The organism is Burkholderia sp. LFS061 (assembly GCF_047978125.1).
In the GTDB taxonomy this organism is placed as follows: Bacteria; Pseudomonadota; Gammaproteobacteria; order Burkholderiales; family Burkholderiaceae; genus Burkholderia; species Burkholderia pyrrocinia_C.
The window spans coordinates 1-25,460 of record NZ_JBFPFS010000057.1; the positions used below are offsets into that span (position 1 = coordinate 1).

At 68.1% G+C, this 25,460-nt stretch carries 21 protein-coding genes and 1 pseudogene; 6 read left to right on the top strand and 16 right to left on the bottom strand.

Annotated elements, in window-relative coordinates; all coding sequences use genetic code 11:
• Positions 1–174 precede the first annotated feature (174 nt).
• The 8 genes from ACNQQL_RS31800 to ACNQQL_RS31835 all read right to left on the bottom strand — a co-directional run bounded on the left by ACNQQL_RS31800 (position 175) and on the right by ACNQQL_RS31835 (position 13,378).
• A complete protein-coding gene (locus ACNQQL_RS31800) occupies positions 175–2,313 on the bottom strand; it encodes a hypothetical protein (protein ID WP_347068218.1) in 2,139 nt (712 codons plus the stop codon).
• An 11-nt stretch (positions 2,314–2,324) separates the two neighbouring features.
• On the bottom strand, positions 2,325–6,143 hold the full coding sequence (locus tag ACNQQL_RS31805) for an AMP-binding protein (protein WP_347068259.1): 3,819 nt from the start codon (positions 6,141–6,143) through the stop codon (positions 2,325–2,327).
• Positions 6,144–6,232: 89 nt separating this feature from the next.
• Positions 6,233–7,129 carry an MBL fold metallo-hydrolase gene (locus ACNQQL_RS31810; RefSeq protein WP_347068220.1) on the bottom strand — a complete coding sequence of 299 codons (897 nt, stop codon included), beginning with the start codon at positions 7,127–7,129 and terminating at the stop codon, positions 6,233–6,235.
• A 5-nt stretch (positions 7,130–7,134) separates the two neighbouring features.
• The gene (locus ACNQQL_RS31815) at positions 7,135–8,133 is read right to left on the bottom strand and encodes a ketoacyl-ACP synthase III (RefSeq protein WP_204422958.1); all 999 of its coding nucleotides are present in this window, start codon (positions 8,131–8,133) and stop codon (positions 7,135–7,137) included.
• Complete coding sequence (locus ACNQQL_RS31820) at positions 8,130–9,239, bottom strand: 3-oxoacyl-ACP synthase III family protein (protein ID WP_347068222.1); 1,110 nt, start codon at positions 9,237–9,239, stop codon at positions 8,130–8,132. Before ACNQQL_RS31820 ends, ACNQQL_RS31815 begins: the two co-directional genes overlap by 4 nt.
• On the bottom strand, positions 9,239–10,126 hold the full coding sequence (locus ACNQQL_RS31825) for a hypothetical protein (RefSeq protein WP_204422956.1): 888 nt from the start codon (positions 10,124–10,126) through the stop codon (positions 9,239–9,241). Before ACNQQL_RS31825 ends, ACNQQL_RS31820 begins: the two co-directional genes overlap by 1 nt.
• Positions 10,123–11,778 (bottom strand): AMP-binding protein, encoded by a 1,656-nt coding sequence (locus ACNQQL_RS31830; protein ID WP_347068224.1) that lies wholly within the window; start codon positions 11,776–11,778, stop codon positions 10,123–10,125. Before ACNQQL_RS31830 ends, ACNQQL_RS31825 begins: the two co-directional genes overlap by 4 nt.
• A 1,012-nt stretch (positions 11,779–12,790) precedes the next feature.
• Entirely contained in the window at positions 12,791–13,378 is a 588-nt protein-coding gene (locus ACNQQL_RS31835; RefSeq protein WP_347068226.1) for a hypothetical protein, read from the bottom strand.
• On the opposite strand from ACNQQL_RS31835, the gene ACNQQL_RS31840 reads away from it, so the two are divergent.
• Positions 13,377–13,652, top strand: a complete 276-nt coding sequence (locus ACNQQL_RS31840; protein ID WP_347068227.1) for a hypothetical protein — start codon at positions 13,377–13,379, stop codon at positions 13,650–13,652. The two genes, ACNQQL_RS31835 and ACNQQL_RS31840, sit on opposite strands and share 2 nt — an antisense overlap.
• Positions 13,653–13,732: 80 nt before the next feature.
• Here ACNQQL_RS31840 and sctT read toward each other — a convergent pair.
• From sctT to ACNQQL_RS31880, 8 genes and pseudogenes are all read right to left on the bottom strand, one after another.
• Positions 13,733–14,530 (bottom strand): annotated as a pseudogene (gene sctT, locus ACNQQL_RS31845) (type III secretion system export apparatus subunit SctT); the annotation flags it as partial.
• Between the two features lie 75 nt (positions 14,531–14,605).
• Positions 14,606–15,112, bottom strand: a complete 507-nt coding sequence (locus tag ACNQQL_RS31850; RefSeq protein WP_347068228.1) for a type III secretion protein HrpB7 — start codon at positions 15,110–15,112, stop codon at positions 14,606–14,608.
• Positions 15,109–16,437 carry a type III secretion system ATPase SctN gene (gene sctN, locus ACNQQL_RS31855; protein WP_347068230.1) on the bottom strand — a complete coding sequence of 443 codons (1,329 nt, stop codon included), beginning with the start codon at positions 16,435–16,437 and terminating at the stop codon, positions 15,109–15,111. The genes ACNQQL_RS31850 and sctN overlap by 4 nt, the downstream gene beginning before the upstream one ends.
• Positions 16,434–17,150 (bottom strand): type III secretion system stator protein SctL, encoded by a 717-nt coding sequence (sctL, locus tag ACNQQL_RS31860; RefSeq protein WP_347068232.1) that lies wholly within the window; start codon positions 17,148–17,150, stop codon positions 16,434–16,436. The genes sctN and sctL overlap by 4 nt, the downstream gene beginning before the upstream one ends.
• Positions 17,135–17,809: a type III secretion protein HrpB4 gene (locus ACNQQL_RS31865; RefSeq protein WP_347068233.1), complete on the bottom strand. Its 675-nt coding sequence runs from the start codon at positions 17,807–17,809 to the stop codon at positions 17,135–17,137. The genes sctL and ACNQQL_RS31865 overlap by 16 nt, the downstream gene beginning before the upstream one ends.
• Entirely contained in the window at positions 17,806–18,651 is an 846-nt protein-coding gene (sctJ, locus tag ACNQQL_RS31870; RefSeq protein WP_347068234.1) for a type III secretion system inner membrane ring lipoprotein SctJ, read from the bottom strand. Before sctJ ends, ACNQQL_RS31865 begins: the two co-directional genes overlap by 4 nt.
• A gap of 2 nt (positions 18,652–18,653) precedes the next feature.
• Positions 18,654–19,070: a type III secretion protein HrpB2 gene (locus tag ACNQQL_RS31875; protein WP_072436863.1), complete on the bottom strand. Its 417-nt coding sequence runs from the start codon at positions 19,068–19,070 to the stop codon at positions 18,654–18,656.
• Between the two features lie 13 nt (positions 19,071–19,083).
• A complete protein-coding gene (locus tag ACNQQL_RS31880) occupies positions 19,084–19,653 on the bottom strand; it encodes an HrpB1 family type III secretion system apparatus protein (protein WP_072436862.1) in 570 nt (189 codons plus the stop codon).
• A gap of 235 nt (positions 19,654–19,888) precedes the next feature.
• Between ACNQQL_RS31880 and sctU the strand changes: the two genes are divergently transcribed.
• Genes sctU through sctR form a run of 5 tightly spaced genes read left to right on the top strand, consistent with a single transcriptional unit; the run spans position 19,889 to position 25,459 of the window.
• Positions 19,889–20,971 carry a type III secretion system export apparatus subunit SctU gene (gene sctU, locus ACNQQL_RS31885; RefSeq protein ID WP_072436861.1) on the top strand — a complete coding sequence of 361 codons (1,083 nt, stop codon included), beginning with the start codon at positions 19,889–19,891 and terminating at the stop codon, positions 20,969–20,971.
• Positions 20,968–23,040, top strand: a complete 2,073-nt coding sequence (sctV, locus tag ACNQQL_RS31890; RefSeq protein ID WP_072436860.1) for a type III secretion system export apparatus subunit SctV — start codon at positions 20,968–20,970, stop codon at positions 23,038–23,040. Before sctU ends, sctV begins: the two co-directional genes overlap by 4 nt.
• Positions 23,037–23,645, top strand: a complete 609-nt coding sequence (gene sctP, locus ACNQQL_RS31895) for a type III secretion system protein SctP (protein WP_204422944.1) — start codon at positions 23,037–23,039, stop codon at positions 23,643–23,645. The genes sctV and sctP overlap by 4 nt, the downstream gene beginning before the upstream one ends.
• A 34-nt stretch (positions 23,646–23,679) precedes the next feature.
• Positions 23,680–24,822 carry a type III secretion system cytoplasmic ring protein SctQ gene (gene sctQ, locus ACNQQL_RS31900; protein WP_347068237.1) on the top strand — a complete coding sequence of 381 codons (1,143 nt, stop codon included), beginning with the start codon at positions 23,680–23,682 and terminating at the stop codon, positions 24,820–24,822.
• Positions 24,809–25,459, top strand: coding sequence for a type III secretion system export apparatus subunit SctR (gene sctR, locus ACNQQL_RS31905; protein WP_010109702.1), 651 nt, complete (start codon positions 24,809–24,811; stop codon positions 25,457–25,459). The genes sctQ and sctR overlap by 14 nt, the downstream gene beginning before the upstream one ends.
• Position 25,460 lies beyond the last annotated feature (1 nt).

Consider the following 25,460-nt stretch of genomic DNA (forward strand, 5'->3'; position numbering starts at 1 on the left):
TCGCGAGCGGTCCAGCTTCGACGATCCGTCGCCAACTCAGCAGCCAATCGCATACGAAATCCTTTTGCGCAGCGACCTCGTGATCAAGACGAGGCGTTTTTCAACAGCCTGTTAGGGGCACTCGGCGAAATGTCGCGAATCGCGGCCGACCCACCTGTGACTTGGGATCAGCAGTCACGGACACGACGTTACGACCGGATCGGCAACATAGTTTGCGATACTGAAGAATCGATAGTTGCTCAGCAGATCCGGCGCCGGGAACCCCTCCGGATGAATCCGCCCATAAATCGGGCTGTCGGGGCGCAGGCCGGCCAGGGTCAACGCGAGCGTGAATTCGTTGAACGGCGCCATGAACTGACGCGACACGAAATGCATGCCCCAGTTGAACACCGACGGAAGCTGCTCGGTGCGCAACCACGTGTCCGGCCCGCCCGGCGCACGCGCGCAAAGATTCTCCGCCCACGGGCTATGTCCTTCCACGATGAGAAAGCCGTGCTTCGCGTGGCGCTTCCAGCGGGTCAGGAAATCGATGAGGTCCGCAGCCGCCACGTAACCGGGCACAAGGCCTTCCGCATCGCTGTACGCCACCTTGAACGCACGCTTGATCTGATCGAGCGCGATCGGCAACCCGGCCTGATCCGATACCGTCAGGATGCCTGCATAGTGCTGGTCGACAACCGCGCGCAGGCGGGCTCGATCGACGGTGCGGAGATGGCGCTCGAGGATCGCTTCGGCGGCGTCCTTGCGCCGGATGCTCAACCGGCGGTTGTGGACCAGGAACATGAAAGTATGCAACAGGTCGCTCAGCCGCGCCGGGCGCACGCTGCCGTCCGGCTGCCTGACGGTCAGGCCGCTTTCGGCCACGGCTTCGTCGTAGCGGTCGGGCTGGGAAACGTCGGCGGCGATCACGCGTACCTGCACACCGGGGATGTCCTTCAGCACAGACAGCGTGGCGGCGGCGCGACCGCGCGCGGATTCGTTGTAGTCCGCGCCGATCACGAGCAGAGGATAGGTCGCGAGGTGTCGGCCGCGCCGCGTCGACGTAATGACGTATTCCGCCAGGCGCTTCACTGCGCTGCCGTCGCCGCAGCCCATGTCGGCGATGCCGGCCGGCTGGCGATCCAGCGGCGTGTCGTCGAACAGCTCGCGCAGGATTTTCGTCGTGATTTCCTGCGACGCCGGCCCCGACCCCGCGCCGCTCGACGCATACACGTTCATCACGCGATCGATGTGGCCGTCGCTATCGATATCGAGCGGATCGGGGTTGCCGAACAGGAGTTCGTCGAGCAGCGCATACGAACGCAGATAGGATGCGGGCAACCCCGCGTATGGGGCGGCAATCGGCCGGTGAATCCGGCCCGACTCGGTGAGGCGCACCTTTTCCCGATCGATTTCCGCCATGCCGAACTTGCACATCAGCGCCCATGCCGCGCGCAGGACGACAGGATCAGCATGCGGCCAGGCGCCGACCGCAACCCCGCCGGGCTGCTCGTCGAACTTGCCGAGGATTCCGGGCGCCGACTGCGAGTACTGGCCATCCGGCTGTCTGTCGAACACCGGCATATCGAGCGCGACCCAGGTCGGGCCGAGCAGCAGGCCGTCCATCGCCGTGCGTAGCTGTCCATTCACCTGGCGCTCCAGATCGGTGGCCGGGGGCGGAAGCTCCGGCCAACCCGCCACGCAGATCCGCGCGAGCTGCGCATACAGCACGCTGTCTTTGGCCGCCACGCGCGTTCGATGACATAGTGCATGCAGATGCTGGAGCACCGACGTGGCATCCGCCAGTTGCTCGAACAGCGGCCGGGCGCGCTCGACGCACGCGACGACATATTCACCGGCCGGGGTGAGCGCATATTCGGCGTCTTCGTCGCCGCGATCGAGGGTCAGCCAGCCGGCCAGGCTCAACAGGTTGAGGGCGCCCCACAGCACCCCCAGGTTACGGGTCGGGTCGGGTTGGCGGGACTTCGCGAACGCGCGCATCGAGCGGGGCGCTCCGGCCCGCAGGCCGCGGAATGCGCCGGCAAACACCAGGCGCGCCAGCGTCGGCATCAGCACGATGCCGCTTGCCCAGTTGCAACTGCGCGTATAGGCCATCACGCGCTGCGCATCGTGCCGGCCGATGCGCAGCGTGGCCGCATGCGTGTGTTGCTCGAGCTTGACCGGCAGCTCCATGTCGAGCACCTCGACGCCGATCGAGGTACCGGCCGACAGGCCGAGCAATGTGCGCGTTTCGTCGGGATATGCGTCGAGATAGTGTTCGAGCTGCCGGGCCAGCGCGGTGGTGGAATCACTCAGGTCGAATCGGGCGTGCATGTTGGACGGTCTCACAGGGTCGAAGATTGAGCTGCAATGGGTGAAGGTGCATCCGAATCGGCGTGCGCTACGGCAACCGCCGGCGCGGCGCCGCGAGTCCGCGGCGCGAGATGGGCGGCCAGCGCGCGAATGGACGGGTAGTCCCAGACCGCGGACGGATCGACGGTCACGCCGAACGTCTCGCTGAATACGAGCGTCATTTCGACGGCGAGGATCGAGTCGAAGCCGATCTCGGCGAACGTCGACTCGCGTGTCAATCGAACCTTGCGGTGCTTGAGGCGCTCACCCAGCCACGCGATGAGCCATTGTTCGACGGCATGAACCTGCTGGCGATCGATCAGGCTCGCCGGCTCGCTCACGATCGGGGCCGCCGCCGAACCGGGGTCTTCGCCGGCTGGCGCGTCGGGCGCGCGGGAGACCGAATGCGCGTCGGCATTGGCGTCCAGCAACGGATCGACGAGTTGGCTTGCGCCCGGGATCGTTTGTTCGATCGAGCCGATCTCGAACCCGGTGCGCGCTGCCCAGTCGTTCAATTCCGCCGACGTGGACAGGGCAGAGCGCAGGCCGACCTGCCGCTGCGCCGCCTCGATCGCGAGTTCGTACTGGCTCTGCGCCCAGCGCAGCGCGCCGTCGTCGATGCGCTGCTGCGCAGCCGCGCGTTCGATCACCGCCAGCAGCAGTCCCCATTGCGCGACCGTGCCGAGCCAGTAATTGACCCAGACGGCGGCGTGCGCGGCGCCGTCGAGTCTTGACGCATTGGCGAGCCCGTCTTGCGACAGCTGTGCGCCCAGCTGGCGCAGCTCCATGGCCAGCGTGCCGGCGCTCAGCGCACTCTCCAGATAGCGCGGCAAATCGTCGCTTCCGTTGAGCAGACGGCTGCCCAGGTGAACCAGCAGCGTTTCGGTCGGCCCCTCGAAGATGCGGGTCAGGCGCGCGTCCCGGAAGATCTGCGGCGCCAGGTTGGTCTCGATATAACCCCGGCCGCCCAGGAACTGCATCATCTCGTCAGCGGATTGCGACAGCAGCTCGGAGCCGAGAATCTTCGAAATCAGCAGGCAATCTTCAGGCAGCGCGACGCCGAGGTCCAGCTCGGCGGACAAGTGCTCGACCAGCGCGTTGAGCCCATCGATGCGGTGCCGCAGCTCGCCCAGGCGCAGGCGGCTCAGCGGATTGTCCAGCAGGAGCCCGGTCCCGACCTGGCGCCGCGCCCCGTAGCGATGCATCAGCTGCGCACAGCGTTTCATTCCGCCCACGCAGACGGCAGCGATGCCGAGGCGCGCAATGTTCATCGCGTGCTGCGCCACGAACATCCCTTGCCCGATGTCGCCGAGCCGGTACGCGTCGCTGATCCGCGCGCGATCCAGATGCAGCGCATTCTGGATCATGCCGCGCACGCCCATCGTCAGCTCTTCGGCGCCGATCCGCACGCCTGGCGTGCCGGGGCGCACCGCCAATCCGACCATCCCCGTGCCGTCGGCCTGCCTCGCGAACACGTTGATGATCCCCGCCCATGCGGATGAGCCGCTCCAGCTCTTGTTCCCCGTGACCAGCCAGTCGCCGGACTCGATGCGCTGCGCGCGGGTGGCGATCGCGCGCACATGCGAGCCCGCGGCCGGCTCCGTGATCGCGAATGCGGCGAGCATCCGGCCGCTCGCGAGGCTCGGCAGCAATTCCTCGCGCAATGGCGGCTGCGCATGCTGCATGATCGGCAGGATCCCGAGCGTGTTGTTCAAGGCGACAAAGAAAGCAAGGGTCGAATCGATCGCAGCCAACTGCGCAAACACGCGCGACATGTCGCGCTGGCCGAGGCCGAGGCCGCCGTACGAACGGTCGATCGGCATGCCGAGCAGGCCCCGGTTCCCGAAATCGAGCACGACGTGCGGCGGAATGGTGCGACGCTCGTCGATGGCTCGCGAATCGATCCGCGTGCGGGCGTAGTGCCTGAGCCAGTCGTTCAGTTCGTCGACGGTGGCGCTGTCATCGCGCCGACGATCGTTGGCCGCCGGCTTGTCGATGCCGGCTGCCGGGCGCGCGGGTTGCCGGCGATCGGCAGCCGGCGTTTGCGTGCCGGCGTCGACGTCCCACTGCGCAAGGATCGTCAGTGCGCCGTCGCGCAGCTGCGTGCGGCACGTGCTGCGGCGCACCTTGCCACTCGACGTTTTCGGCACGCTGCCGGGCGACACCAACACGATCGCGCTCGGGCCGATGTCGAGGCGGTTCCAGATCGCCTGGCGAATCGCGTCGATGAAGCTGTCGAGATTGCCCTTGCGCTGCGAGCGCTCGACTTCCGCCACGACGATCAGGCGCTCCGCGTCGACCTGGTCGTCCATGAAGGCTGCGCAACCGTTCGGCACGAGTTCCGCCACGCCGACGATCAGCGCGTACTCGATGTCTTCCGAGTAGTAGTTGCGGCCGGCCAGGATCACCATGTCCTTGAGCCGGCCGGTGACGTAAAGCTCGTCGCCCAGAATGAAGCCGAGATCGCCGGTGCGCATGAACACCTGATCCCGATGGCCCGCCAGACTGTGCTGGAAGGTCGAATGCGTCTGCTCGTCCAGATGCCAGTAGCCGGCGGCGACGCTCGGGCCGGCCACGCAGATTTCGCCGATGGTCCGATCGGCGCAACGCTCGTTCGTCTCCAGGTCGCGCACGATCACCTGTTGTTCGCCGTCGGTGCGGCCCACGCTGACCAGGACCCGTTCGCCCGGACGATCCAGCGGCTGCGGCGACACGCCCAGGAACTCGCTGCGCGGCACCACGGATTGCCGCTGGAGGGCGGCCTGGTCGACGCACAGCGTCCGGATCGGATGCTGCTTCGTGCGGCCGGCGACGTACAGCGTCCCCTCCGCCAGCCCGTAGCACGGCAGGAAACCGTCGGCGGCGAAGCCCGCGGCGGCGAAGCGCCGCGCAAAATCCGACAAGGTGCTGGCACGCACCGACTCGGCGCCGTTATAGGCGGCCCGCAGGCACGACAGGTCGAGCGTCGCCAGCTGTTCGTCGGAGATTCGCCGGCAGCACATCCGGTATGCGAAATCCGGCGCGCCCGTCAGATCCGCCCGATACTGGCTGATGGCTCGCAGCCACAGGAACGGATGCTGAATGAACCGCTCCGGGGCCATCAGAACACTGCGGAAACCGCCATAGAGCGACGTCAGGATCACACCGATCAACCCCATGTCGTGATATGGAGGTAGCCAGCTGACGATCGTGCTCCGCTCGTCACAGGCCAGCCATTTGCCGATCATTTCCAGGTTGTGCATCAGGTTGCCGTGCGACACCATCACGCCCTTGGGGCTACCGGTGGTCCCCGACGTGTATTGCAGAAAGGCGATCCGGGATGGCTGCACGCTGGCGGGCGAATGCACGGGATCCAGCGCCTGCGCGCCCCCGACGTCGAGCAGCGTGCTGCCGGATGCATCGGTATCGGCGAGCCAGGTCGTGCAGCGCGCATGGTCCTCGGCCGAACACAGAATCGTGTTCGCGCCCGCGCTCTCGACGATGCCGGCGATCCGCACCATATGCTGCCTGTTGCGCGGCGGGTAGGCGGGAACCGCGATGGCGCCCGCATACAGGCACCCCATGAAGGCACTGACATAGTCGAGCCCCGGCCGGCACAGCAGCAGGACCCGGTCGCCGATGTCGACCGCGTTCTGCCGCAGCAGCGCGGCGACGCGGCGGGCGCGCGTGTCGAGCTCCGCGAAGGTCATCGATTCGGCCTGTTCCTGTTCGGGCGGGCCGCTCAGGAACACGTAGGCGGTTTTGTCGCCGAGTGTGGCGGCCCGGTTCTGAAGCAATTCGCTAAGCGTGGTCGGCAAGGTCGCAGTGGTCATGATGTCGTCGGAAGAGGAATGAAAACAGCGAGCAGCGGCCTGACGCCGGCCGGCGCCCATGCGTTGCTGCGGCGGGAATCCGCAGGAGGCTATTCGGCGCGATGGAACAGATCGATCATGTGCATCATGCTTTTGAGATGCAGGAAATGCGGCACCACCCGTTCGCTCCTTGCCGCATAACGCGCAGTCCAGTGGTGGGCCAGTTCGTGCGTGGCGGTGGCGTTGCCGCGAACCGCGCGCGCGTTGGCCTCGCGCGCATCGAGGCATGCACGTGCATGCCGCACGGCCGATCGGGCGAGCTCGCCGGTGAGGATGCCGTGATGCCCCAATGCGAGCCGCGGCGCCTGCAGTTGCTCGATGACGTCCAGCGAGTGCCGATAGGCAAACAGGTCCTGAAAGACCAGCGGCAGCCAGCTGGTGGCGCCGTGAAACTCGCCGAGCGCATCCGACACGAAACCGATGTCCAGCTGCGGGCAGTAGTAGCCGAACTGGCAACGGCTGTGGCCCGGCAGCGCGATCGTGCGAATCTGCATCCCGTCGCCGATGTCGAGCTGCGTGCCCGGATTGACCGGGTAGAACGGCAGGTCGGACAGCTCGGTGAAATCGACGCCGACGGAGGGATCCCACGACCGTGACGCCTGCGCGTCGAGCTGACGGATGGTTCTGCAGGCCGACGGGCTCTGGAACGCATCGAACGCATCGGGAGAACCGGATACATGGAGCCACGGCATGCGCGACTTGAGCGTCATCAGCAGGCTGCAATGGTCATAGTGCGAGTGGGTGATCAGCCAATAGCGCAAATGCCGGATGCCGCCGAAGTCCCGCAGCAGGTCGTGAAGCTGCTGCCACACGAGCTCCGTCATGCCGCTCAGGCCGCCCTCGATCAGCGTCGCGGCCTCGTCGTTGACGATCACGTACAGCGGCACGTCAGCCGTGCCGACGAGGGCCAGCCGCTGATCGATCCACCCCGGGGAAGCGTTCAGCATGTCGTTCAGCTCCGGTAGAGCGCACAGGCCCATGTCGCGCCCGCGCCGTAGGTCACGAGGAGGTTGATCTGCCCGGCCGGCATGCGGCCTTGCTCGCGTGCGATGGCGAGCGCGACCGGAAACGCCGCGCTCGCCATGTTGCCCAGCTGATCGACGGAAATCATGCACCGCTCGCGGGGCAGCCCGAGTTGCCCGATGACCGCGTCGAGGATGCGCAGGTTCGGCTGGTGCGGCACGACCAGGCCGATATCCCCAATCGTCAGCCGGTGCTTGTCGAGCATCTGCCGGCACGCGTCGACGATGCGCCGCGTGGCGTCTTCGAACATCGGCCTGCCTTTCATCCGGAAATGGTGCCGGCCGGCCGCGATGTCGTCTTCGTCGATGAAGCGCGGGCGTCGCGCGCCGGGCGCTTCCGTGCTGAGCAGGTCGAACTGGGTGCCGTCGGCGCCGAGCGTCAGGTCGATCAGCCCGTGCGCCGGGTGGTCCGTCGCTTGCAGCAGCAGCGCGGCGGCGCCGTCGCTCAGCAGGATCGACAGATTGCGGCCGGCATTGCTGGAGTCGATCCGCCGCGACAGGGCCTCGGCGCAGATCAGCAGCACGTTGCGATACAGGCCGCTCGCGAGGAAGTGGCGCGCGATCTCGATCCCGTAGAGCCCGCCGCTGCATTGCGCGCGGATATCGAAGCACGGAATCTCCCGCAATCCGAGCCGGGGCTGGATGTAGCACGCTTGCGACGGATCGTGATGATCCGGCGACAGCGTATTGACGATCAGCAGATCGACGTCGCGCGCCGTGACGCCGGCGTCGGCCATCGCCCGTTCCGCGGCGGGGCACGCAAGATCCGCCAGATGCTGATCGGGGGCAAGATAGCGTCGCGCCACGACGCCGGTTCGTTCGCGAATGAACGCGTCGCTGGTGTCGATCATGCCGGCGACTTCGTCGTTGCCGACGATCCGGTCCGGCAGTGCGTGGCCCATCCCGGCGATGACGAGTCTGGCGGTCATGTCCGCACCTCCTGCTCCGTCACGGCGGCGACGGCATCGCCCGCATCGGTCACGACGGTTTCGCCCCAGCGCCACAATTGCGCGCCGAAGCCCCAGCCGGCGCCTGCGCCGGCAATCACGACCAACGATCCCGGCCGGATCACGCCTTCCCGGATCGACTCGGCCAGCGCAAACGGCACGGCGGCCGACACGAGGCACGCACAATCGGCGACGCGAATCACGTATTGGTCGGGCTTGAGCCCGAGCCGCTGCGCCCATGCGCGCACGAGCAGCGCCGACGGCTGATGGAACACCATCGCATCGATGTCGGCGATGCCCGTTCCGCTCCGGTGCAACAGCCGCTCGACGATATCGGGAATGGCCACCGGCATGAAACGCGAAATCGCCTCCTGCGCTTCGGGCTTGAGCGTGAAATACACGCCGAACGGGTTGTCGGCGCCGGCTGCCGCGTCGTCGTCTGCCGCAGCCCGCGCGTCGCGCCACTGCATCGTCACGAGGTCGTAGCGGGTTGCATCGCTGTGATACGCGGCGTCCAGCCAATCGGCGCCGTCGGGATCGGCCGGCTCGGCGACGAGCACGGCCGCGGCCGCGCCATCGCCGAAGTTCGTCGACGATTTACTGGTGTAGTCGACCACTGCCGACATGCGCTCCGACGAGCACACCAGGGCCCGCTTCACCCGTCCCTGCTTGATGAGGTTGGTGGCGATCTGCAGTTGCAGCACGAAGCTCGCGCACTCCATCTCGACATCGGCGTCGAGCGCACGCGTGGCGCCGAGCCTGTCGCGCAGCGCACGCGCCAGCCGCGGCGCGAAACGGCGCCGGCCGTCGGCGAGCGAGACGAACGGCGACGTCATGTTGAACAGCACCAGATCGAGTTCGGCGGCCTCCACGCCGGCACGGGCGAGTGCGTCGCGGGCCGTGCGCTCGGCCAGCGCAAGCTCGGATTCGCCGGCATCGGGATCGATCATGTAGCGCGATTCGATGCCCCAGAATTGCCACCATTCCGACGGAATGGGCTCGACGCCCGCGAAGACGGGATCGTCGTTGGGTACCCGGCGGGCCGGCAGGCGGCAGGCCAGACTTGCGATTCGGACGTTGTGCACCATCAGACCTCCATCGTGCTGCAGGCGATGCGCGGCCTGAACGGATCCAGCGTCATGGCGACCACCGTATGTTCATCGTCACGCAACGACATTGAATTTGCGACGCGGGACGCGAGCCACGCGGGCAACTGGAACGGGTTCGGGATGTCCGTCGAACCGGCGACGACATCGACGTGAAAATCGCGACCCACGCCGGTGGCGATCGATGGCCATCCGCTCAACCACGATTCACAAAACAGCGCGGCGGGGCGCCGGTCGATGCGGCTCTGCACCGCGTCGACCATCGCGCGCACCGCGGTGGCAGCATTGGCCGGTTCGGCGTCGAATCGACCGGTTGCGTGATCGAACCGGCTCTCGAAGCGGGCCAGTGACAGGATGCCGTTCACGCGCCGGGCGGGAAGCGCGTCGAGCGTCGCGAACGGGGGCGACTCGAGGTCCGCGTAGCGGCCGGCATACACGCGGTCATGGCCGGAAGGCGTCAGGACGATCGCCCCCGCGCCGTCGGCGAAGCCGCTCGTGGTCACCTGTTCGACATCCGCGAGCGCCTCCGCGCGAACGACGAGCGCGCGTCGATAGCCGAGCTGTTTGCAATGGCTTTGCGCGAGATCGAGTGCGAGCGCCCAGTCTGCGTCGAGCAGATCGAACACGGCCGCATGTCGCGCACGCAGGTCGCGCTGCACCGGGTGCGCCAGCCGCGGCCCGGCGATCGTCGGTGCGTCCGCCATCCGGCTGGGAGAAATCGACAGGCTGACGATCAGATCCAGTTCCGACGGCAGGCAACCGGCTTGCAGCAGCGCCTGCCTGGCTGCCTTGATCGCGTAATCGTTGGCGCAGGATTGCGCGGTGGTCGCTGGGTCCGGAATGGCCACCGCGGCTCCGAGAATTTTCATAGGGCGTGCTCGTTCTGGACTGCTTGATTTACGGGACGCGTCGCGCCATGACCCGCCTGCCGGAGCACGGCGCGACGCAATTTGCCCGATTCGTTGCGCGGCAGGCTGCCGGCGTGATAGGCAATACGATGCGGACATTTGTACGGCGCAATCACGCTCTTGACGTGCTGCTGCAGCTGCGTCGTCAACGCCTCCGAGCCGTCGACGCCCGGCCGCAGCACCACATGCGCGCAGATGAGCGTGCCGCCCCATTCGTCGATCTGTCCGACGACGCCGCATTCGGCGATATCGGGATGGCGCAGCAGCACCTGCTCCACTTCGCCGGGAGACACCGTGTAGCCGGAGCTGATGATCATGTCGTCTGCGCGCGCCTGATAGAACAGATAGCCGTCCTCGTCCAGGTAGGCGCTGTCGCCCGTCAGGTTCCAGCCATGCTTGACGTAGTCGCGTTGCCGCGCGTCATTCAGGTAGCGGCACCCGGTCGGCCCCTGCACGGCCAGATAGCCGATTTCGTAGGGCGGCAGGCATTGGCCATGCTCGTCCACGACGGCAAGGCGGTAACCGGGCACCGCCTTGCCGATCGCGCCGTCCTTCGCGCCGGTGTCGCCTGTCGACGCGAAGATATGCAGCATCTCGGTCGACCCGATTCCGTCGATCAGGTGCAGGCCGGTGCGCTCCCGCCATGCGTCGCGCGTCCACGACGGGAGCGCCTCACCCGCCGACACGCATTTGCGCAGGGACGACATGTCATGCCTGTCGAGATGGTCGAGCATGGACCGATAGGCCGCCGGTGCCGTAAACAGGATGCTGACCCGATGCCGGTCGACGGCGGCCAGCAGCCGTTCCGGGTTCGCTTTCGGCAACAGCACGACGCTCGCGCCGACGCTGATCGGAAACAGCAGCAGCGCGCCGAGGCCGAACGTGAACGCGAGCGGCGGCGACCCGCAGAAGACGTCATCGGACGTGGGCCGGAGCACGTGCTGCGGAAAGCAGTGGCAGGCTGCCATCACGTCTCGATGAAAATGGACGGTTGCCTTCGGTTCCCCGGTCGTCCCCGACGTGAACGCGATGAGGCAAGGATCGTCCGCGCGCGTTTCGGCGGCCGCGAATTCCGCTGAATAGCCGCCGAGCCAGCGCGCGTGCGGATGCGTGTCGTCCGTCTCGTAGCGCCGAACTTCGCCGCGCCACTGCATGCTCGCCATCGCCGCGTCGAGCTCGGTCGACAGCCCGGCTTCGCAGATGACGTGCGTGACCCGGGCTCGCCCGATGATGGCCGACAGTTCTTCCGCGCGCAGCTTCGGCATCGTCGCGACGGCCACGCCACCGGCCTTGACCACGCCGAACCACGCGGCGGCAAGCATCGGGTGATTGGCGCCGTGCAACAGCACCCGATTGCCGGCCACCAGGCCCGCATCGCGGACCAGCATGTTGGCGATCCGGTTGCCGGCATCGCGCAATTCGCGATACGACCATGCGATGCCCGACTCGGTCCTGATCGCAACGCGATCGCCCCAGCCCCGTTCTTCGACTGCGGTATCCAGCAGCGCGGCGGCGCAATTGAGAAACGGCGGAAACTGCAGCCCCGGCAACTCAAAGACAAACGTCGGCCAATCCTCGGCAGGGGGCAAGTTCGCGCGGCAAAAGTCGTCCATCGTCAGCGCTCGCAAGAGTGTGAGTTCGAAGTCCGCAATAGCAGTGCGGCGCCGGCCGGGCCATATGATCGGGCCCGTCCCGCACAGCCTGAATCGCGATGCCAAAGAGATGCGGTCGAGGCGGCAGGCACATGTCGCCGAGCGACGCACGGAGAGCCCGGTCAATCACATGATGGCTTGCCGGTTTTTATAGATTCATTCCGTCTCATTTCAATTTCAAAATAAACAATAATCAATCGATTTAATGCAGATCAATCGAGATTCTTGATTCTTGGATCGTTGCAATGGGTGCCGAAAAATTCTTGCCGCAAGCTTAACGGAAGTAAGATTGGAAAGTAAACATTCATATTGATGAATGGCTCTAGTTATTGATTGAAATCGATGCCATCAAACATCTTAATTTGATTAAATTAATCGACTCCGGTTAATTATCTCGGGATTTGTTGACTCCGGTCGAGCATGGTTGCCGAAGCAGTGAATAAAGCATCGCGAAGTTCACCGAGGCGAAACGAGCGTCGCTTCACGAAGCGGATTGCCCCGCGCGAAAGGCCTGCGCTCTCGGGAGCAGCGGAGCCTTGGGTCGGTTTGGATGGGGAATCAGGGATCCTGGCGCCGGGGTCCCAGGTTGTGCCCATATAGGTTTTCGCAATTGTATTAACGAATGTTTTGTTTCAAGTAGGAAACGGAATGCGGAACGCCAAGCTGGGAGAATTGACAGGTGCGCCGGGGATCGCCGGTACGGTTGGCATGACCGTCATTCGTGCGAGGCTCGAGTGACTGGTGCGAGTCGCGGAATGAATACCGACGCGGCGTTCGGCATGTTCTGGAATTGAATTGATAAATATAACAAATTCAGATATTGCGAATATTTTTGTCGTCAAAACCATTCTTAAATATCCGCTTGCCAGTTCAATAATTGGAATGGTCGCCTCCTGCTACAACGACCGTTCCAGCGCCTCGCCCCCGCGGGACGGGGGGGCGAGGCGGCGCGCCGCGTGACGCATCGAATGCGTCATTCGTGCGTCGGAGAAGGCAGCGTCGCGAAGTCCTGATGCAGGCTCGCCGACGCGGCCGCGGAGATTTTCGGATCCGGATGTTGCCGGGCCGTCTCGAAATCACGCGCGGGCCCGACGGTCATCGAAGCCACGGCGTTGATCGCCGAACCGGCCGCGGTGACCGCGGCGTCGCGATACTCTCCGCGTTGAAAATGCTCGACCGCGTCTTTGCCGAACGACTTGCTTTCCCTCATGTGCGCGTCCGTATGCGTCTGCTTGCCTTGCGAGATGCGGTCGAGATTGCCCACCACGCTGTTGTGCGAGCCTTCCGTGATGCCGAGCTGGCCGTGCTGCAGCACCGAGCTGACCCCAAACACGGCCGCCGAATAGTACGTCGCGCCCGGTTTCTCCATATGGCTGGCCGCCTGGTTCGTTACGTCGTTGCGGCGTGTATGCGGCGTCGACAGATTGTTCAGTCCGCTCAGCGTCGCGCCGCCCGTCGGTCGATCGCTCGAACGCCGGGTCGACTGCGAATCGTCGCTCGACGAAGTGGTCGTGGCGTGATTGTCTAGAGGCGCGGTGCTGCCGCCGGTGATTTTTGTCATGGTCGGTACCTTCGATCAAGAGGAGGAAAGTGCGTCGGGCGCCGTGGCGCTCGACGGCGAAATCGACGGGCCGCTCCGCCGTCGGAACCGCATGACGGTAACTGCCGATCGATGGAGGGATGATGCGCGTCGCGGCGGGCGTGTCGGCCGGATACGCGAAGCGAGCGGCGCGAAAGCGAAACGTCGAGTGCGTGGATCGGAATCCGGTCGGCGCGGGTCGATCGCGTCGCGCAGCGCGCGCTTCTTCCACGACGTCGATGCATCCTTCGCATGAATGCCCGCGTGGAACCGCCCCGAACGTCCGCTGTCCCGATGGCGCTCGCCGTGCGAACGCAGTTGCCCCGCCTATCGGCCGGCCAGTTGCTTCACCTGCTGCGCGAGCCCCGCCAGCGAAATCTGCCCGCGCATCTCGCTCACGAAACTCCCCGCCAGCACCGCGACGATCAGCACCGCGATCGCGCCCTTGAGCGGCTGGCTGACCGACATCAGATCGAGCTTCTGCGCCGAGCGCGAGACGAACGCGAGGCCCAGGTCGACGAGCAGCAGCATCGCCATCATCGGTGTCGCGATCCGCGCGACCATGTTCATCAGCATGTCGAGCCGCGCCTGCGCGAACATTTCGAGCAGTGGCGCGGGAACCGGGTTGAACGACCCGAGCGGCCACCACGCATACGATTCGTACAGCGCGCCGAGCAGGAACGTCATGCCGCCCAGCATCCAGAACGACGCGATCGTCAGTTGCCCGAGCAGCGTCGCCATCAGCGACGTCTGAGTGCCCGAGCTCGGGTTCTGCATCTGCACGTTGTTGAAGCCGGCGACATCGTCGACGTAGGTGCCGATCGCCTCGGCGGCCCAGAACACGGTGGAGGCCGCGATGCCGAGCACGAGCCCGATCACGGCTTCCTTCGCGCAAGCGATCACGAGGAACGCGCCGCGGAGCTGCGGGATGAGTGCCTGCTGCCCACATGCGACGAACAGGCACCAGATCGCGGCCGCGCCGCTGCGCAGCGGGCCTTTCAGCACGTTGTCGGCGGTCGCGGGCAGGATCGTCATGATCACGAGAAGCCGCTCGCTCGACAGCGCGAGCAGCACGATGAAGCCGATGAATTCGTCGCCCAGGTGCTGCAGCGGAAAGATGTCGTAGGTCGTCATGCGCATGTCCAGGGCACGTTCCCGCGATGTCGAGAATGCATTCGCGGGGCCGGCCGTCGTTGGCGGGAACAGGATTCAGGTCGAGGCCCGTACGGCCGCGAGCCGGCGTGCGAGCACGCCTTCCTCGATCTCATCGTCCTGTACGTCTTCGGCGGCTGCCTCGGCCGCGCACGCGAGCCGCCGGATCCGCTCGCGCACGACGTCGATCTGCGCGTCGTTGCGCGCGATCCGGCGTGCGGTCGCGGCGAGCTGCTCGATCTTGGCCTGCAGCGCCGCATGCAGGCGAGCGCACTGCGCGCTCGCGAGCGTGTGTTCGTCGAGCAGCACGTCGCGATAGCGGCGACACGCCGCGTAATCGCCGATCGCAAACGCCGCATGGCCGGCCGCCATCGCGTCGACGCGCGCCGCATAGCGATTCGCCGCATCGAGCTTCGCGTGCGCGTGCGCTTCGCCCTGCGCGAACTCGGCCGCCGCCGCGTCGCGTTCGGCGCGCTGCGCGGCCTGCTCGGTACGCAGCTTCGCGCCGCGCTGTTCGCGCCGCGCAAGCAGCGTCTCGAAGGCGCGCTGTTTCGGGTTCCTCATTGGACGAGCGCGTGCAGTGCGGCGAGTGTCGCGTCGGGCGGCGCGTACTCGTCGGTGCGCTGGTTGAGGAACGTGCGGATCCGGTCGATCTTCGCGACCGCTTCGTCGGCTGCCGCGTCGCTGCCCGCCTGGTATTCGCCGAGCTGCAGCAGCGTTTCGATCTCGCGGTGCTTCGCGAGCAACTGGCGCAGCCGGCCGGCCGCGCCGACGTGCTCGCGCGTCGCGATCTGCGGCATGATCCGCGACAGGCTGCCGAGCACGTCGATCGCCGGATACTGGTTGCGCGCGGCGATCTCGCGCGACAGGATGATGTGGCCGTCGAGAATCCCGCGCACTTCCTCGGCGATCGGGTCGCTGCCGGAATCGTCTTCGGCGAGCACCGTGTAGAGCGCGGTGATCGAGCCTTGCTCGCCCATCCCGGTGCGCTCGAGCAGGCGCGGCAGCTCGGCGAACACGGAAGGCGGGAAGCCGCGCCGCGCGGGCGGCTCGCCGGCCGCGAGGCCGATCTCGCGCCCGGCGCGCGCGAAGCGCGTCAGCGAATCCATCATCAGCAGCACGCGCTTGCCCTGGTCGCGGAAATACTCGGCGATCGCGGTCGCCGCGTACGCGGCCTTCGCGCGCTCGATCGACGAGCGGTCGGACGTCGCGCACACGACCACCGAGCGTGCCATGCCGTCCTCGCCCATGATCAGCTCGACGAACTCGCGCACTTCGCGGCCGCGCTCGCCGATCAGCGCGATCACGTTGATGTCGCACGACGCGCCGCGCGCGAACATCCCGAGCAGCGTGCTCTTGCCGACGCCGGCCGGCGCGAAGATCCCCATCCGCTGGCCTTCGCCGAGCGTGATCAGGCCGTCGACGATCCGCACGCCGGTCGCGAGCGAAGCGTCCACCATCCGCCGCGACATCGGGTTCGGCGGCGGCGCGAGCACGGGGCGCAGCGCGTCGTAGTCGAGCGGGCCGCGCCCGTCGATCGGCTCGCCGAAGCTGTCGATCACGCGGCCGAGGATGCCGTCGCCGACCTTCACCGACAGCGGCCGCCGCAAGCCGATCACGCGCGTGCCGCGATTGATCTCGCCGAGCGTGCCGAACGGCGACAGCAGCGCGACGTTGCGCGTGAAGCCGACGACTTCCGCATGCTGGAGCAGCGCGCCCGACGCGCTGCGCAGCTCGCACAGCTCGCCGAGCGTCGCTTCGAGGCCGACGACGCGCACGAGCGTGCCGATCACCTCGAGCACCTTGCCCGTCATGCCGACGGCAGGCTCGATCGCAAGCCGCGCGGCCATCGCGTCGGCGACGCGGGACAAATCGGTCAGTGCGTTCATGGGCGGCTCGCGTCGTCGAGTGCGCGGCCGAGCGCCGCGCGGATCGCGTTCAGTTGCGTGTCGAGGCTCGCGTCGACGGTGCCGAAGTCGGATTCGCACACGCAGGTGCCGCGCGCGACGCGCGGCTCGACGACGACCTCGACCGGCACATTGCGACCTTGCCGGCACCACGCGTCGGCAAGCAGTCCGAACTGCTCGCGCGCGGCGTCGTAATCGGCGTCGCACACGCGCACCGTCAGATAGCTTGCGTCGGCGACGACGCGCTCGACCGTTTCCGCCGCGCGCGCGAACAGACCGCGCGCGTCCTCCGCGCGCACCATCTGCTGGACGGCCGCGGCGACGAGCTCCGCGAGCCGTTCGCGCATTTTGTCGCGCACGCGCCGCTCCTGCTCGAACGAGTCGGCCGCCTGCGCGTGCCAGTCGGCGATCGCCTGCGCGCGGCCCGCGTCGTAGCCGCGCGCATATGCGCCGTCGTGCTCGCGCCGCGCGGCTTCGACGAGCGCGCCGGCCTGCGCACGCGCGTCGGCGCCGATCCGTTCGGCTTCGTCGCGGGCCGCGTGCAGCACCGCGTCGCGTTCGGCCGCGAGCGCGTCGAGCGCGGCGTCGAGCGCCTGAACCGTCTCGAACGCGTCGCGCCGCAGCACACCATGCGGCGCGTCGAAGCAGAGATCGTCGGTGAGCGGAATCTGCCGGTTTTTCAGCCAAAAAGCCATGACCACTCCGGAAACAGCGACGGCAGGCGCGCAAGCAGCGTCGCGCCGTCCGCGTCCGCCGCCGCGCGTTCGATCCACGGCGGGCGCGCGGTGTCGCGCGGCAACGCGTGGCGCACGATGCGCATCGGCCCCGCCGGCGCCCAGGCCCGTTCGCGTTCGAACAGGCACCAGCCTTCCCACGCGATGTCGTCGCCGGACAGTTGCGCGAGCGGCGCGACCGGCTCGCGGCGATCGAGATCGCGCGCGCGCGGCGCGTCGGGCAACGCCGCGAGCGCGTTGCAGCCGTCGGCGCCGACCCAGCCGGCGAGCCGCTCGCGGCTCGCACGGTCGATCCAGTGGCGCAGCTCGGTGCGCCGGCACAGCAGCGCACGCACGCGCAGCAGCCGCAGCGTGTCGGCGACCGGCAGCGCGGCGAGCCGGTCAGCACGCGCATCGAAACCGTCGAGCGACGGCGACGTCGCCCCAAGCGTGCGCAACAGCAGCAGCGAGCACGCGGCGCGCAGCGCGGGCGCATGCGCGCGCGTCGTCGCGACGAGCGGCGCGAGCGTGCCGTGCCAGCTCGCGTGAACCCAGTCGGCCGCGCGTCGCGCGTTCGCGTCGTAGCCGGCGAGCCACGCGGCCCGCGCCGTGACGCTCGCGATCGGCGCACCGCCGCTCATTGCGCACCGGCCTGTTGAGGCGCGGCCGCGGCCTGCGCGTCGTTGCCGCCGCGCAGTCGCGCGGCCAGCCCGCTCGCGCCCGCGCCGCCGTGCTTGCGCGCGCGCCACCACAGCACACCGCCCGCGGCCGCGAGCACGACGCACACGAGGAGGGCGATCAGCAGGCCGACGAGCGTCGCACCGCCGGACTTCTGCGCGCTCGGCTGCGCGGCCGACACGAGATCGACCGGATTGGCGGCGACCGACGTGACGCTCACTTCGTCGTACGTCAGCCCTTCGACGCTATGGACGACGAGGTTCTTGATCTGCGGCGTCAGCGTCGCGAGATTCGCGTTCGGCCGGTACTTGATGAACACCGACGCCGACGACGGCTTCGCGACCTGTGCGAGCGGATCGTTGTTCGGCAGCACGATGTGCACGCGCGCGACGACGACCCCGTCGATTTTCGACAGCGTGTCCGACAGCTCCTGCGACACGCCGTAGATGAACCGCACGCGCTCCTCGGTTGGCGTCGACACGAGGCCGTCCTTCTTGAACAGCGCGCCGAGATCGTCGTAGCGCGTCGCGGGCAGCCCGCGCGCGCGCAGCACTTCCATCGCCTTGACAATCTGCTTGTCGTCGACGGCGAGGGTCCACGTCTTGCCTCCGTCGGGCGTCTTCTTCTGCGCGTCGACACCGTTCTGCAGCAGCGCGGCCATCATCTCGTTGCAGTCGCGCTCGGCGAGGCCGCCGTACAGCTCCTGCTGGCAGCCGGCGACGAGCGCCGCGCACGCGAGCAGCGCGGCAAGCCGGGCCGCGCGGCGGCGGCCGCCGGCGGCGATCGGGGAAGGGAGTCGTTCCATGGTCACTGGTTCTTCATCAGGGAGCCGATCGCGTCCTTCGTCGACGTGACGACGCCCATCTTTGCCTGCAGGTCGATCTGCATCGCGGTCGCTTCGGCCGACGCCTGGATCGACGCCGCGAACATCTGGTTCATCGACAGTTCGTCCGCGTGCTGGCTCAGGTAGGCGGAGTTGTCGAGCACCTGCTTGATCGCGGCGTCCGACGTCTCGACGAGCTTCGACACGGCGCTTGCTTCGCGCGAATGCGCGACGGGCGGCGTCGGCGTCGCGTTCGACATCAGCGCCTGGAAACGGCTGGCGACGTCGGCCGGGACGTCGGGCGTCGGCGCGGCGGTCGCGCCGGCTGGCGCCGCCGCCGCGTCGGAGAACGCGACGTCGAGCGCGCGGGTCAGGTCGACCGGGGAAAGCGGGGCATTCATGCGGGCCTCCTCGTCAAAGACGCAGATATTGCTGATGCGCGAACGCGGCCTGCGCATCGAAGCCGCCCGCCGGGTTCGCGGGCGGCGCATCGGGCGTGTCGCCGTTGGCCGCCGCGGCCGATTCGGGAAGCTCCCAGACACCCGTGCGATCCGCGTGTTCCTTCGCGAGCATCACGTCGTGCTGCCGCTCGAGCGCGCGCACGAGCGCGACCGCCTGCGCGGGGCTGCCGGCCGCGAGCACCTCGTCGGCGGCGATCCGCCATTCCGGATCGCGCTTCAGTTGCAGCGCGAACGCGAGCAGCGCCTTGCCGTAGATCGTGTTCGTCGTGCCGTTCGCGATCTCCGCGAACACGCGCACCGCGTCGTCGAAGTTGCCGAGCGCGACGTGCAGCATGCCGTCGAACATGTCGGCGGCGGGCAGTTGCGGCGCGAGCACGCGCAGCGCGTCGATCAGCAGGCCGATGTCGTAGGGATCGGCGGCCGGGCCGTCGAGCGCGCCGCCGAGCGCGAGGCTCGCGGCGTCGATCAGTTCGTTCAGCGCCGCTTGGTTGCATCGCAGATAGGTCGGCCGGGATTCGTCCATGGTGTGCGCTCCGTGTCGCCGCGCGAGCGGCGCATGTCGTTGAGGAAATGGCGTATGGAGCGCAAGGTAGCAGCGCGCCGCGCCCGCCCGGCCGCCGATGCGAAGTGCGCGCGCGCGAGGCGAAGCGCCGCACGCGCTTCGCGCCGGACGGCGCCGCTTCGGGTCGGCGCGCGCGGCCGCCGCCGCGTGCCGCTAACGTACGCGCCATGTCCGACTCTCGACAGGAACGGCGGCGATGGCCGAAGAGAAAACCGAAGAACCCTCCGAGCGGAAGCTGAAGAAGGTCCGCGAGAAGGGCCAGGTCGCAAAGAGCAAGGACGTCGCGGACGCGGTGACGCTGGCCGCCGCGATCGGCGTGCTGACGGCGGGTGAATCGATGCTCACCGGCGGCCTGTCGCGCACGATCCGCACCGCGCTCGATTTCGTGAATGGCGAACGCACGCCGCAGGCGACGCTGTCCGCGCTGCACGACCTCGCCGCGAGCGCCGCGCTGACGATGCTGCCGTTCGTCGTCGCCGCGATCGTCGCGGGCGTCGTATCGCAGGCGCCGCAGGCGGGTTTCATGATCACGCTCGAGCCCGTGATGCCGAAGTTCGACGCGATCAATCCGATGGCGGGCATCAAGAAGATCTTCTCGATGAAGTCGCTGCTCGAGCTCGTGAAGATGATCGTCAAGGCGGTCGTGCTCGCGTGCGTGATCTGGAAGATGATGATGTCGCTGTTTCCGCTGGTCGTCGCGAGCGTGTACGAGGCGACGCCGCAGTTGTCGCGCGTGCTGTGGACCGTGCTGATGAAGCTGCTCGGCGTCGTCGCGCTCGTCGTCACGGTGTTCGCGGCGGCCGACTACAAGATCGCGCGCGTGATGTTCATGCGCGACAACCGGATGACGAAGGAAGAGGCGAAGCGCGAGAACAAGGAGAGCGAAGGCGATCCGCACACGAAGGGCGAGCGCCGCCGGCTCGCGCGCGAGATCGCGACGAGCGCGCCGGCGCGGCAGAAGGTCGGCCAGGCGAACGTGCTCGTCGTCAACCCGACGCATTACGCGGTCGCGATCCGCTATGCGCCCGACGAGCATCCGCTGCCGCGGGTGATCGAGAAAGCCGTCGACGACGGCGCGCTCGCGCTGCGCCGCCACGCGCACGCGCTCGGCGTGCCGATCGTCGGCAATCCGCCCGTCGCGCGCGCACTGTACCGCGTCGAGCGCGACGCGGCGATTCCCGAAGAACTGTTTGAAACGGTGGCCGCGATCCTGCGCTGGGTCGAGTCGGTCGCGGGCGCGCGCACCGACGCCGCCGTTCCCTCCGAGAGGTCGTCATGACGCTGAAAACCCTCAAACTCCCCGCCGGCGGCGAGGTCGGCATCACGGTGCTGGTCGTCGCGATCGTCTCGCTGATGATCCTGCCGCTGCCGCCCGAGGTGATCGACGTGCTGCTCGGCATCAACATCGCGATCAGCGTCACGCTGCTGATGGTGACGATGTACGTCGGCAGCATCGTGTCGCTGTCGGTGTTTCCGTCGGTCCTGCTGTTCACGACGCTGTACCGGCTGTCGCTGAACATCGCGTCGACGAAGTCGATCCTGCTGCACGCGAACGCGGGCGACATCATCGAGAGCTTCGGCGAGCTGGTCGTCGGCGGCAATCTCGTCGTCGGCCTCGTCGTGTTCCTGATCATCACGACCGTGCAGTTCATCGTGATCGCGAAGGGCTCGGAGCGCGTTGCCGAAGTCGGCGCGCGCTTCACGCTCGACGCGATGCCCGGCAAGCAGATGAGCATCGACGCGGACCTGCGCGCGAACATCCTGACGCCGGACGAGGCGCGCCGCAAGCGCGCGACGCTCGCGAAGGAGAGCCAGTTGCACGGCGGGATGGACGGGGCGATGAAGTTCGTCAAGGGCGACGCGATCGCGGGGCTCATCATCACGCTCGTCAACATCGTCGCGGGCATCGCGATCGGCGTGATGTATCACGGGATGACGGCCGGCGAAGCGGCGAACCGCTTCTCGATCCTGTCGGTCGGCGACGCGATGGTGTCGCAGATTCCGTCGCTGCTGATCTCGGTCGCGGCCGGCGTGATGATCACGCGTGTCGCGGACGATCACGACGAAGGCGAAGGCACGTCGCTCGGCTCCGAGATCGCGAAGCAGCTCGGCGGCAGCTATCGCGCGCTGTACTTCGCGGCGGTGCTGCTGATCGGCTTCGCGGCGGTGCCGGGCTTCCCGGCGGCGCTGTTCGTGCTGCTGTCGGCGATTCTCGCGTTTTCCGGCTACCGGCTGCAGAAGGGCGCGCGCCGCACGACCGCGCGCGGCGAGCCGGTGATCGCGCTGCAGCGCGCGGGCGCGAAAAGCAGCACGCCGTCGATCCTGCCGCGCGCGCCGCTCTTCACGTGCGCGATCGGCGTGCGGGTGTCGCCGGATCTCGTCGCGCGGCTCGCGCCCGCCGCGCTCGATCGCGCGTTCGACGAGGAGCGCGCGAAGCTGCAGGAAGAGCAGGGGCTGCCGTTTCCCGGCATCACGCTATGGACGAGCGACGCGCTGCCCGAAGCGACGTGCGAGATCCTGATGCGCGACGTGCCGCAGACGCGGCTCGAATTGCCGGCCGACCAGACGATGCTGCCCGACGCGGCGTCGGACCCGGCGCTCGCCGGCCGCTGCACCAAGCGCGGCCCGGCGGGCGGGCTCGCCGAGAGCTACTGGATCGACGACAAGGCGGTGCCGGCCGGCGCGCGCGCGTGGCGTGCCGAGCAGGTGATCGCGCACGAGACGATCGCGCTGTTGCGACGCAACGCGCATCTGTTCCTCGGCATCCAGGAAACCCAATGGATACTCGACCAGCTCGGAACCGACTATCCGGGGCTCGTCGCCGAAGTGCAGAAGGCGCTGCCGACGCAGCGGATCGCCGACGTGCTGCGTCGCCTGCTCGAAGAGCACATCCCGATCCGCAACGCGCGCGACATCATGGAGAGCCTCGTCGCGTGGGGGCCGAAGGAGAAGGACATGCTGATGCTCGCCGAATACGTGCGCGGCGACCTGTCGCGCTATCTCGCGTATCGCGCCGCGCGCGGCGCGCGGCAACTGCCGGCCGTGCTGCTTGATCTGCCGGTCGAGCAGCATATCCGGCAATCGATCAAGCAGACGCCCGCGGGCAACTTCCTCGCGCTGCCGCCCGAGCAGGTTCGCTATCTCGTCGACAGCGTCGCGTCGTTCGTCGGCGAGACGCCGCGCGACGACGTCGCGCTCGTCACGTCGATGGACGTGCGCCGCTACACGCGACGGATGATCGAGGCGCGGCTCGGCTGGCTGCCCGTCTACTCGTATCAGGAACTCGGCGACCAGGTCGAATTGAAGCCGGTGGGCCGCGTGACGATGCCGGCGGCGGCCCACGCATGAGCGCCGCCGATCTGAGGCCCGTGCGAATCATCGCGGGCGAGCCTGCCGCAGGGCCGGACGGCGCGTGCGCGTCGCGCACGGCGCGGCGCGGCTTCGACTATGCGCAACTGATGCGGCGCTCGCGCGTCGCGCCGGCCGGCGAGCGCGCCGCGGCCGACGACGAGCGGCGACATGACGCATCGATGCCCTGGCACGACGGCGCGATGCCGTCGTTCGAACGCGATCCGGCCGCGCTGCCGGACGCGGCCGGGCGCGAAGCGATGGCGCGCGCGTGCGCGGGCTCCGATGCGTTCGTCAATCAGGTGTTCGCACAGCGCGAGCGGATGGTGCGCGTCGCCGAGGCGCTCGTGGCCGAGATTGCGGCGTTGTGCGGCGACGACGCGTCGGGCCACTGGGAGATCAGCCTGCCGCTCGACGCCGCGCTGCTGCCGGACACGGTGCTGCACCTCGTTCTTTCGCGTTTCGACTTGCGGCTTCGGTTCGAGACGCCGGACGCGGCGACGCGGCACTTACTCTGCACGCATGGCGCAACGCTGCACGCGCGACTCGACACGCTGCTCGCCCATCGCGGCGCGCCGCGCACGATCGAGATCGACGTCGACTGAGCGCCCGTACAACCGAATCCGACCGACCGCGACGATGGAACCCGAGACAAGCGAACTGGAACTCGCCGCCGCCGCGCCGCGCGGCATCGACGCCGCGCTGCCGCTGCTCGCGTGCAACGCGTTCGACGCGGCGCTCGCGCGCATCGTCGCCGATGCGCGGCTCGCCGCGTGGCTCGCGCGCTTCCCGGCGTTGTCCGACTGGCGCGCAGCGCCGGGCGAGCGGCCGCGTTTCGAGCGCCCCGGCGTGCTCGACCTGCGACTGAACGGCGCGACCGCGCGCGTCGCGATCGACCTCGCGGCGTTTCCGGCGCTCGACGTCGTCGCCGCGCCGACGCCCGACGCGCCCGGCGACGCGAGCGTGTCGCTGCGCACGGCGCTCGCGTCGACGCTGCTGGCGCCGCTCGTCGCCGCATTCGCGGCGGCGGGGCTCGACGACGTGACGATCGGCGGGTTGCGCGCCGTGCATCCGGCGGCGCTCGACGCGACGCGCTGCGTGCTGTCGTTCGCGCTCGACGGCGCGCCGATGCGCTGCGCGCTGCTCGACGCGCAGACGCCATGGCTCGACGCGCTCGCGGCCCGGCTGCGACGCGAGCGGACGGGCGATACGGCGAGCCTGCTCGCATGCATTCGCCTGCCCGGCCGCGTACGGCTCGGCTCGCGCGCGCTGCCGCTGTCGGTGCTGCGCAGCCTGCGGCCGGGCGACGTGCTGCTGGACATGGCGCCGGCCGCGCTCGGCACCGCGCGGGCGGGCCCGCTGCACGCGTGGTGGGGCGCGCGTCGCGCGACGCAATGGCATGCAACCGTTCTGATCGAGGGAACCACGATGACGATGACCGAAACACCAGACACCGCCGACGATCTCGACGAGCCGATCGTCGCGGGCGACCTGCCGGCCGCCGCGCCGGACGACGACGCGCCGCTCGCGGCGCCCGAGCCAGCCGTGCTCGGCGACGTCGACCTGCCCGTGCACGTCGAGATCGACACGCTGTCGCTGTCGATCGCCGAGCTGGCCGCGCTGCGGCCGGGCTACGTGCTCGAGCTGCCGCTCGCCGCGCGCGACGTGCCGGTGCGGCTCGTCGCATACGGCCAGGCGATCGGCGGCGGCAGGCTCGTCGCGGTGGGCGCGCATCTCGGCGTGCGGATCGATCGGATGGCGGGCGACGATGGTTCAGTTTAACGACATCACCGGCCTGCTGATCGCCGTGCTCGTGATGAGCATGGTGCCGTTCATCGCGATGGTCGTTACGTCGTACGCGAAGATCGTCGTCGTGCTCGGCCTGCTGCGCAACGCGCTCGGCGTGCAGCAGGTGCCGCCGAACATGGTGCTGAACGGCATCGCGATCCTCGTGTCGCTGTACATCATGGCTCCGATCGGTTTCGCCGCGCAGCAGCAGCTGCAGGGGCAGGCGCTGTCGCCGCAGCCGACGCAGGCGATGCTGCAGGCGTTCGGCGCGGCGAAGGAGCCGTTCCGCCAGTTCCTCGCCGCGCACTCGCGCGAGCGCGAGAAGCGCTTCTTCCTGCGCTCCGCGTCGGTGATCTGGCCGAAGGCCGCGGCCGCGCAACTGCGCGAGGACGACCTGATCGTGCTCGCACCCGCGTTCACGCTCGCGCAGATGACCGACGCGTTCCGCATCGGCTTCATCCTCTATATCGCGTTCATCATCGTCGATCTCGTGATCGCGAACGTGCTGATGTCGATGGGGATGAACCAGGTGCAGCCGACCAACGTCGCGATCCCGTTCAAGCTGATGCTGTTCGTCGTGATGGACGGCTGGTCGACGCTTGTGCACGGCCTCGTGCTGACCTATTCCTGAT

What these genes read in the sequence shown, in the direction of transcription:
- ACNQQL_RS31800 (WP_347068218.1), bottom strand. Translation starts at nt 2,313, where the DNA reads ATGCACGCCCGATTCGACCTGAGTGATTCCACCACCGCGCTGGCCCGG.
- ACNQQL_RS31805 (WP_347068259.1), bottom strand. Translation starts at nt 6,143, where the DNA reads ATGACCACTGCGACCTTGCCGACCACGCTTAGCGAATTGCTTCAGAAC.
- ACNQQL_RS31810 (WP_347068220.1), bottom strand. Translation starts at nt 7,129, where the DNA reads ATGCTGAACGCTTCCCCGGGGTGGATCGATCAGCGGCTGGCCCTCGTC.
- ACNQQL_RS31815 (WP_204422958.1), bottom strand. Translation starts at nt 8,133, where the DNA reads ATGACCGCCAGACTCGTCATCGCCGGGATGGGCCACGCACTGCCGGAC.
- ACNQQL_RS31820 (WP_347068222.1), bottom strand. Translation starts at nt 9,239, where the DNA reads ATGGTGCACAACGTCCGAATCGCAAGTCTGGCCTGCCGCCTGCCGGCC.
- ACNQQL_RS31825 (WP_204422956.1), bottom strand. Translation starts at nt 10,126, where the DNA reads ATGAAAATTCTCGGAGCCGCGGTGGCCATTCCGGACCCAGCGACCACC.
- ACNQQL_RS31830 (WP_347068224.1), bottom strand. Translation starts at nt 11,778, where the DNA reads ATGGACGACTTTTGCCGCGCGAACTTGCCCCCTGCCGAGGATTGGCCG.
- ACNQQL_RS31840 (WP_347068227.1), top strand. Translation starts at nt 13,377, where the DNA reads ATGGTCGGTACCTTCGATCAAGAGGAGGAAAGTGCGTCGGGCGCCGTG.
- ACNQQL_RS31835 (WP_347068226.1), bottom strand. Translation starts at nt 13,378, where the DNA reads ATGACAAAAATCACCGGCGGCAGCACCGCGCCTCTAGACAATCACGCC.
- ACNQQL_RS31850 (WP_347068228.1), bottom strand. Translation starts at nt 15,112, where the DNA reads ATGAGGAACCCGAAACAGCGCGCCTTCGAGACGCTGCTTGCGCGGCGC.
- sctN (WP_347068230.1), bottom strand. Translation starts at nt 16,437, where the DNA reads ATGAACGCACTGACCGATTTGTCCCGCGTCGCCGACGCGATGGCCGCG.
- sctL (WP_347068232.1), bottom strand. Translation starts at nt 17,150, where the DNA reads ATGGCTTTTTGGCTGAAAAACCGGCAGATTCCGCTCACCGACGATCTC.
- ACNQQL_RS31865 (WP_347068233.1), bottom strand. Translation starts at nt 17,809, where the DNA reads ATGAGCGGCGGTGCGCCGATCGCGAGCGTCACGGCGCGGGCCGCGTGG.
- sctJ (WP_347068234.1), bottom strand. Translation starts at nt 18,651, where the DNA reads ATGGAACGACTCCCTTCCCCGATCGCCGCCGGCGGCCGCCGCCGCGCG.
- ACNQQL_RS31875 (WP_072436863.1), bottom strand. Translation starts at nt 19,070, where the DNA reads ATGAATGCCCCGCTTTCCCCGGTCGACCTGACCCGCGCGCTCGACGTC.
- ACNQQL_RS31880 (WP_072436862.1), bottom strand. Translation starts at nt 19,653, where the DNA reads ATGGACGAATCCCGGCCGACCTATCTGCGATGCAACCAAGCGGCGCTG.
- sctU (WP_072436861.1), top strand. Translation starts at nt 19,889, where the DNA reads ATGGCCGAAGAGAAAACCGAAGAACCCTCCGAGCGGAAGCTGAAGAAG.
- sctV (WP_072436860.1), top strand. Translation starts at nt 20,968, where the DNA reads ATGACGCTGAAAACCCTCAAACTCCCCGCCGGCGGCGAGGTCGGCATC.
- sctP (WP_204422944.1), top strand. Translation starts at nt 23,037, where the DNA reads ATGAGCGCCGCCGATCTGAGGCCCGTGCGAATCATCGCGGGCGAGCCT.
- sctQ (WP_347068237.1), top strand. Translation starts at nt 23,680, where the DNA reads ATGGAACCCGAGACAAGCGAACTGGAACTCGCCGCCGCCGCGCCGCGC.
- sctR (WP_010109702.1), top strand. Translation starts at nt 24,809, where the DNA reads ATGGTTCAGTTTAACGACATCACCGGCCTGCTGATCGCCGTGCTCGTG.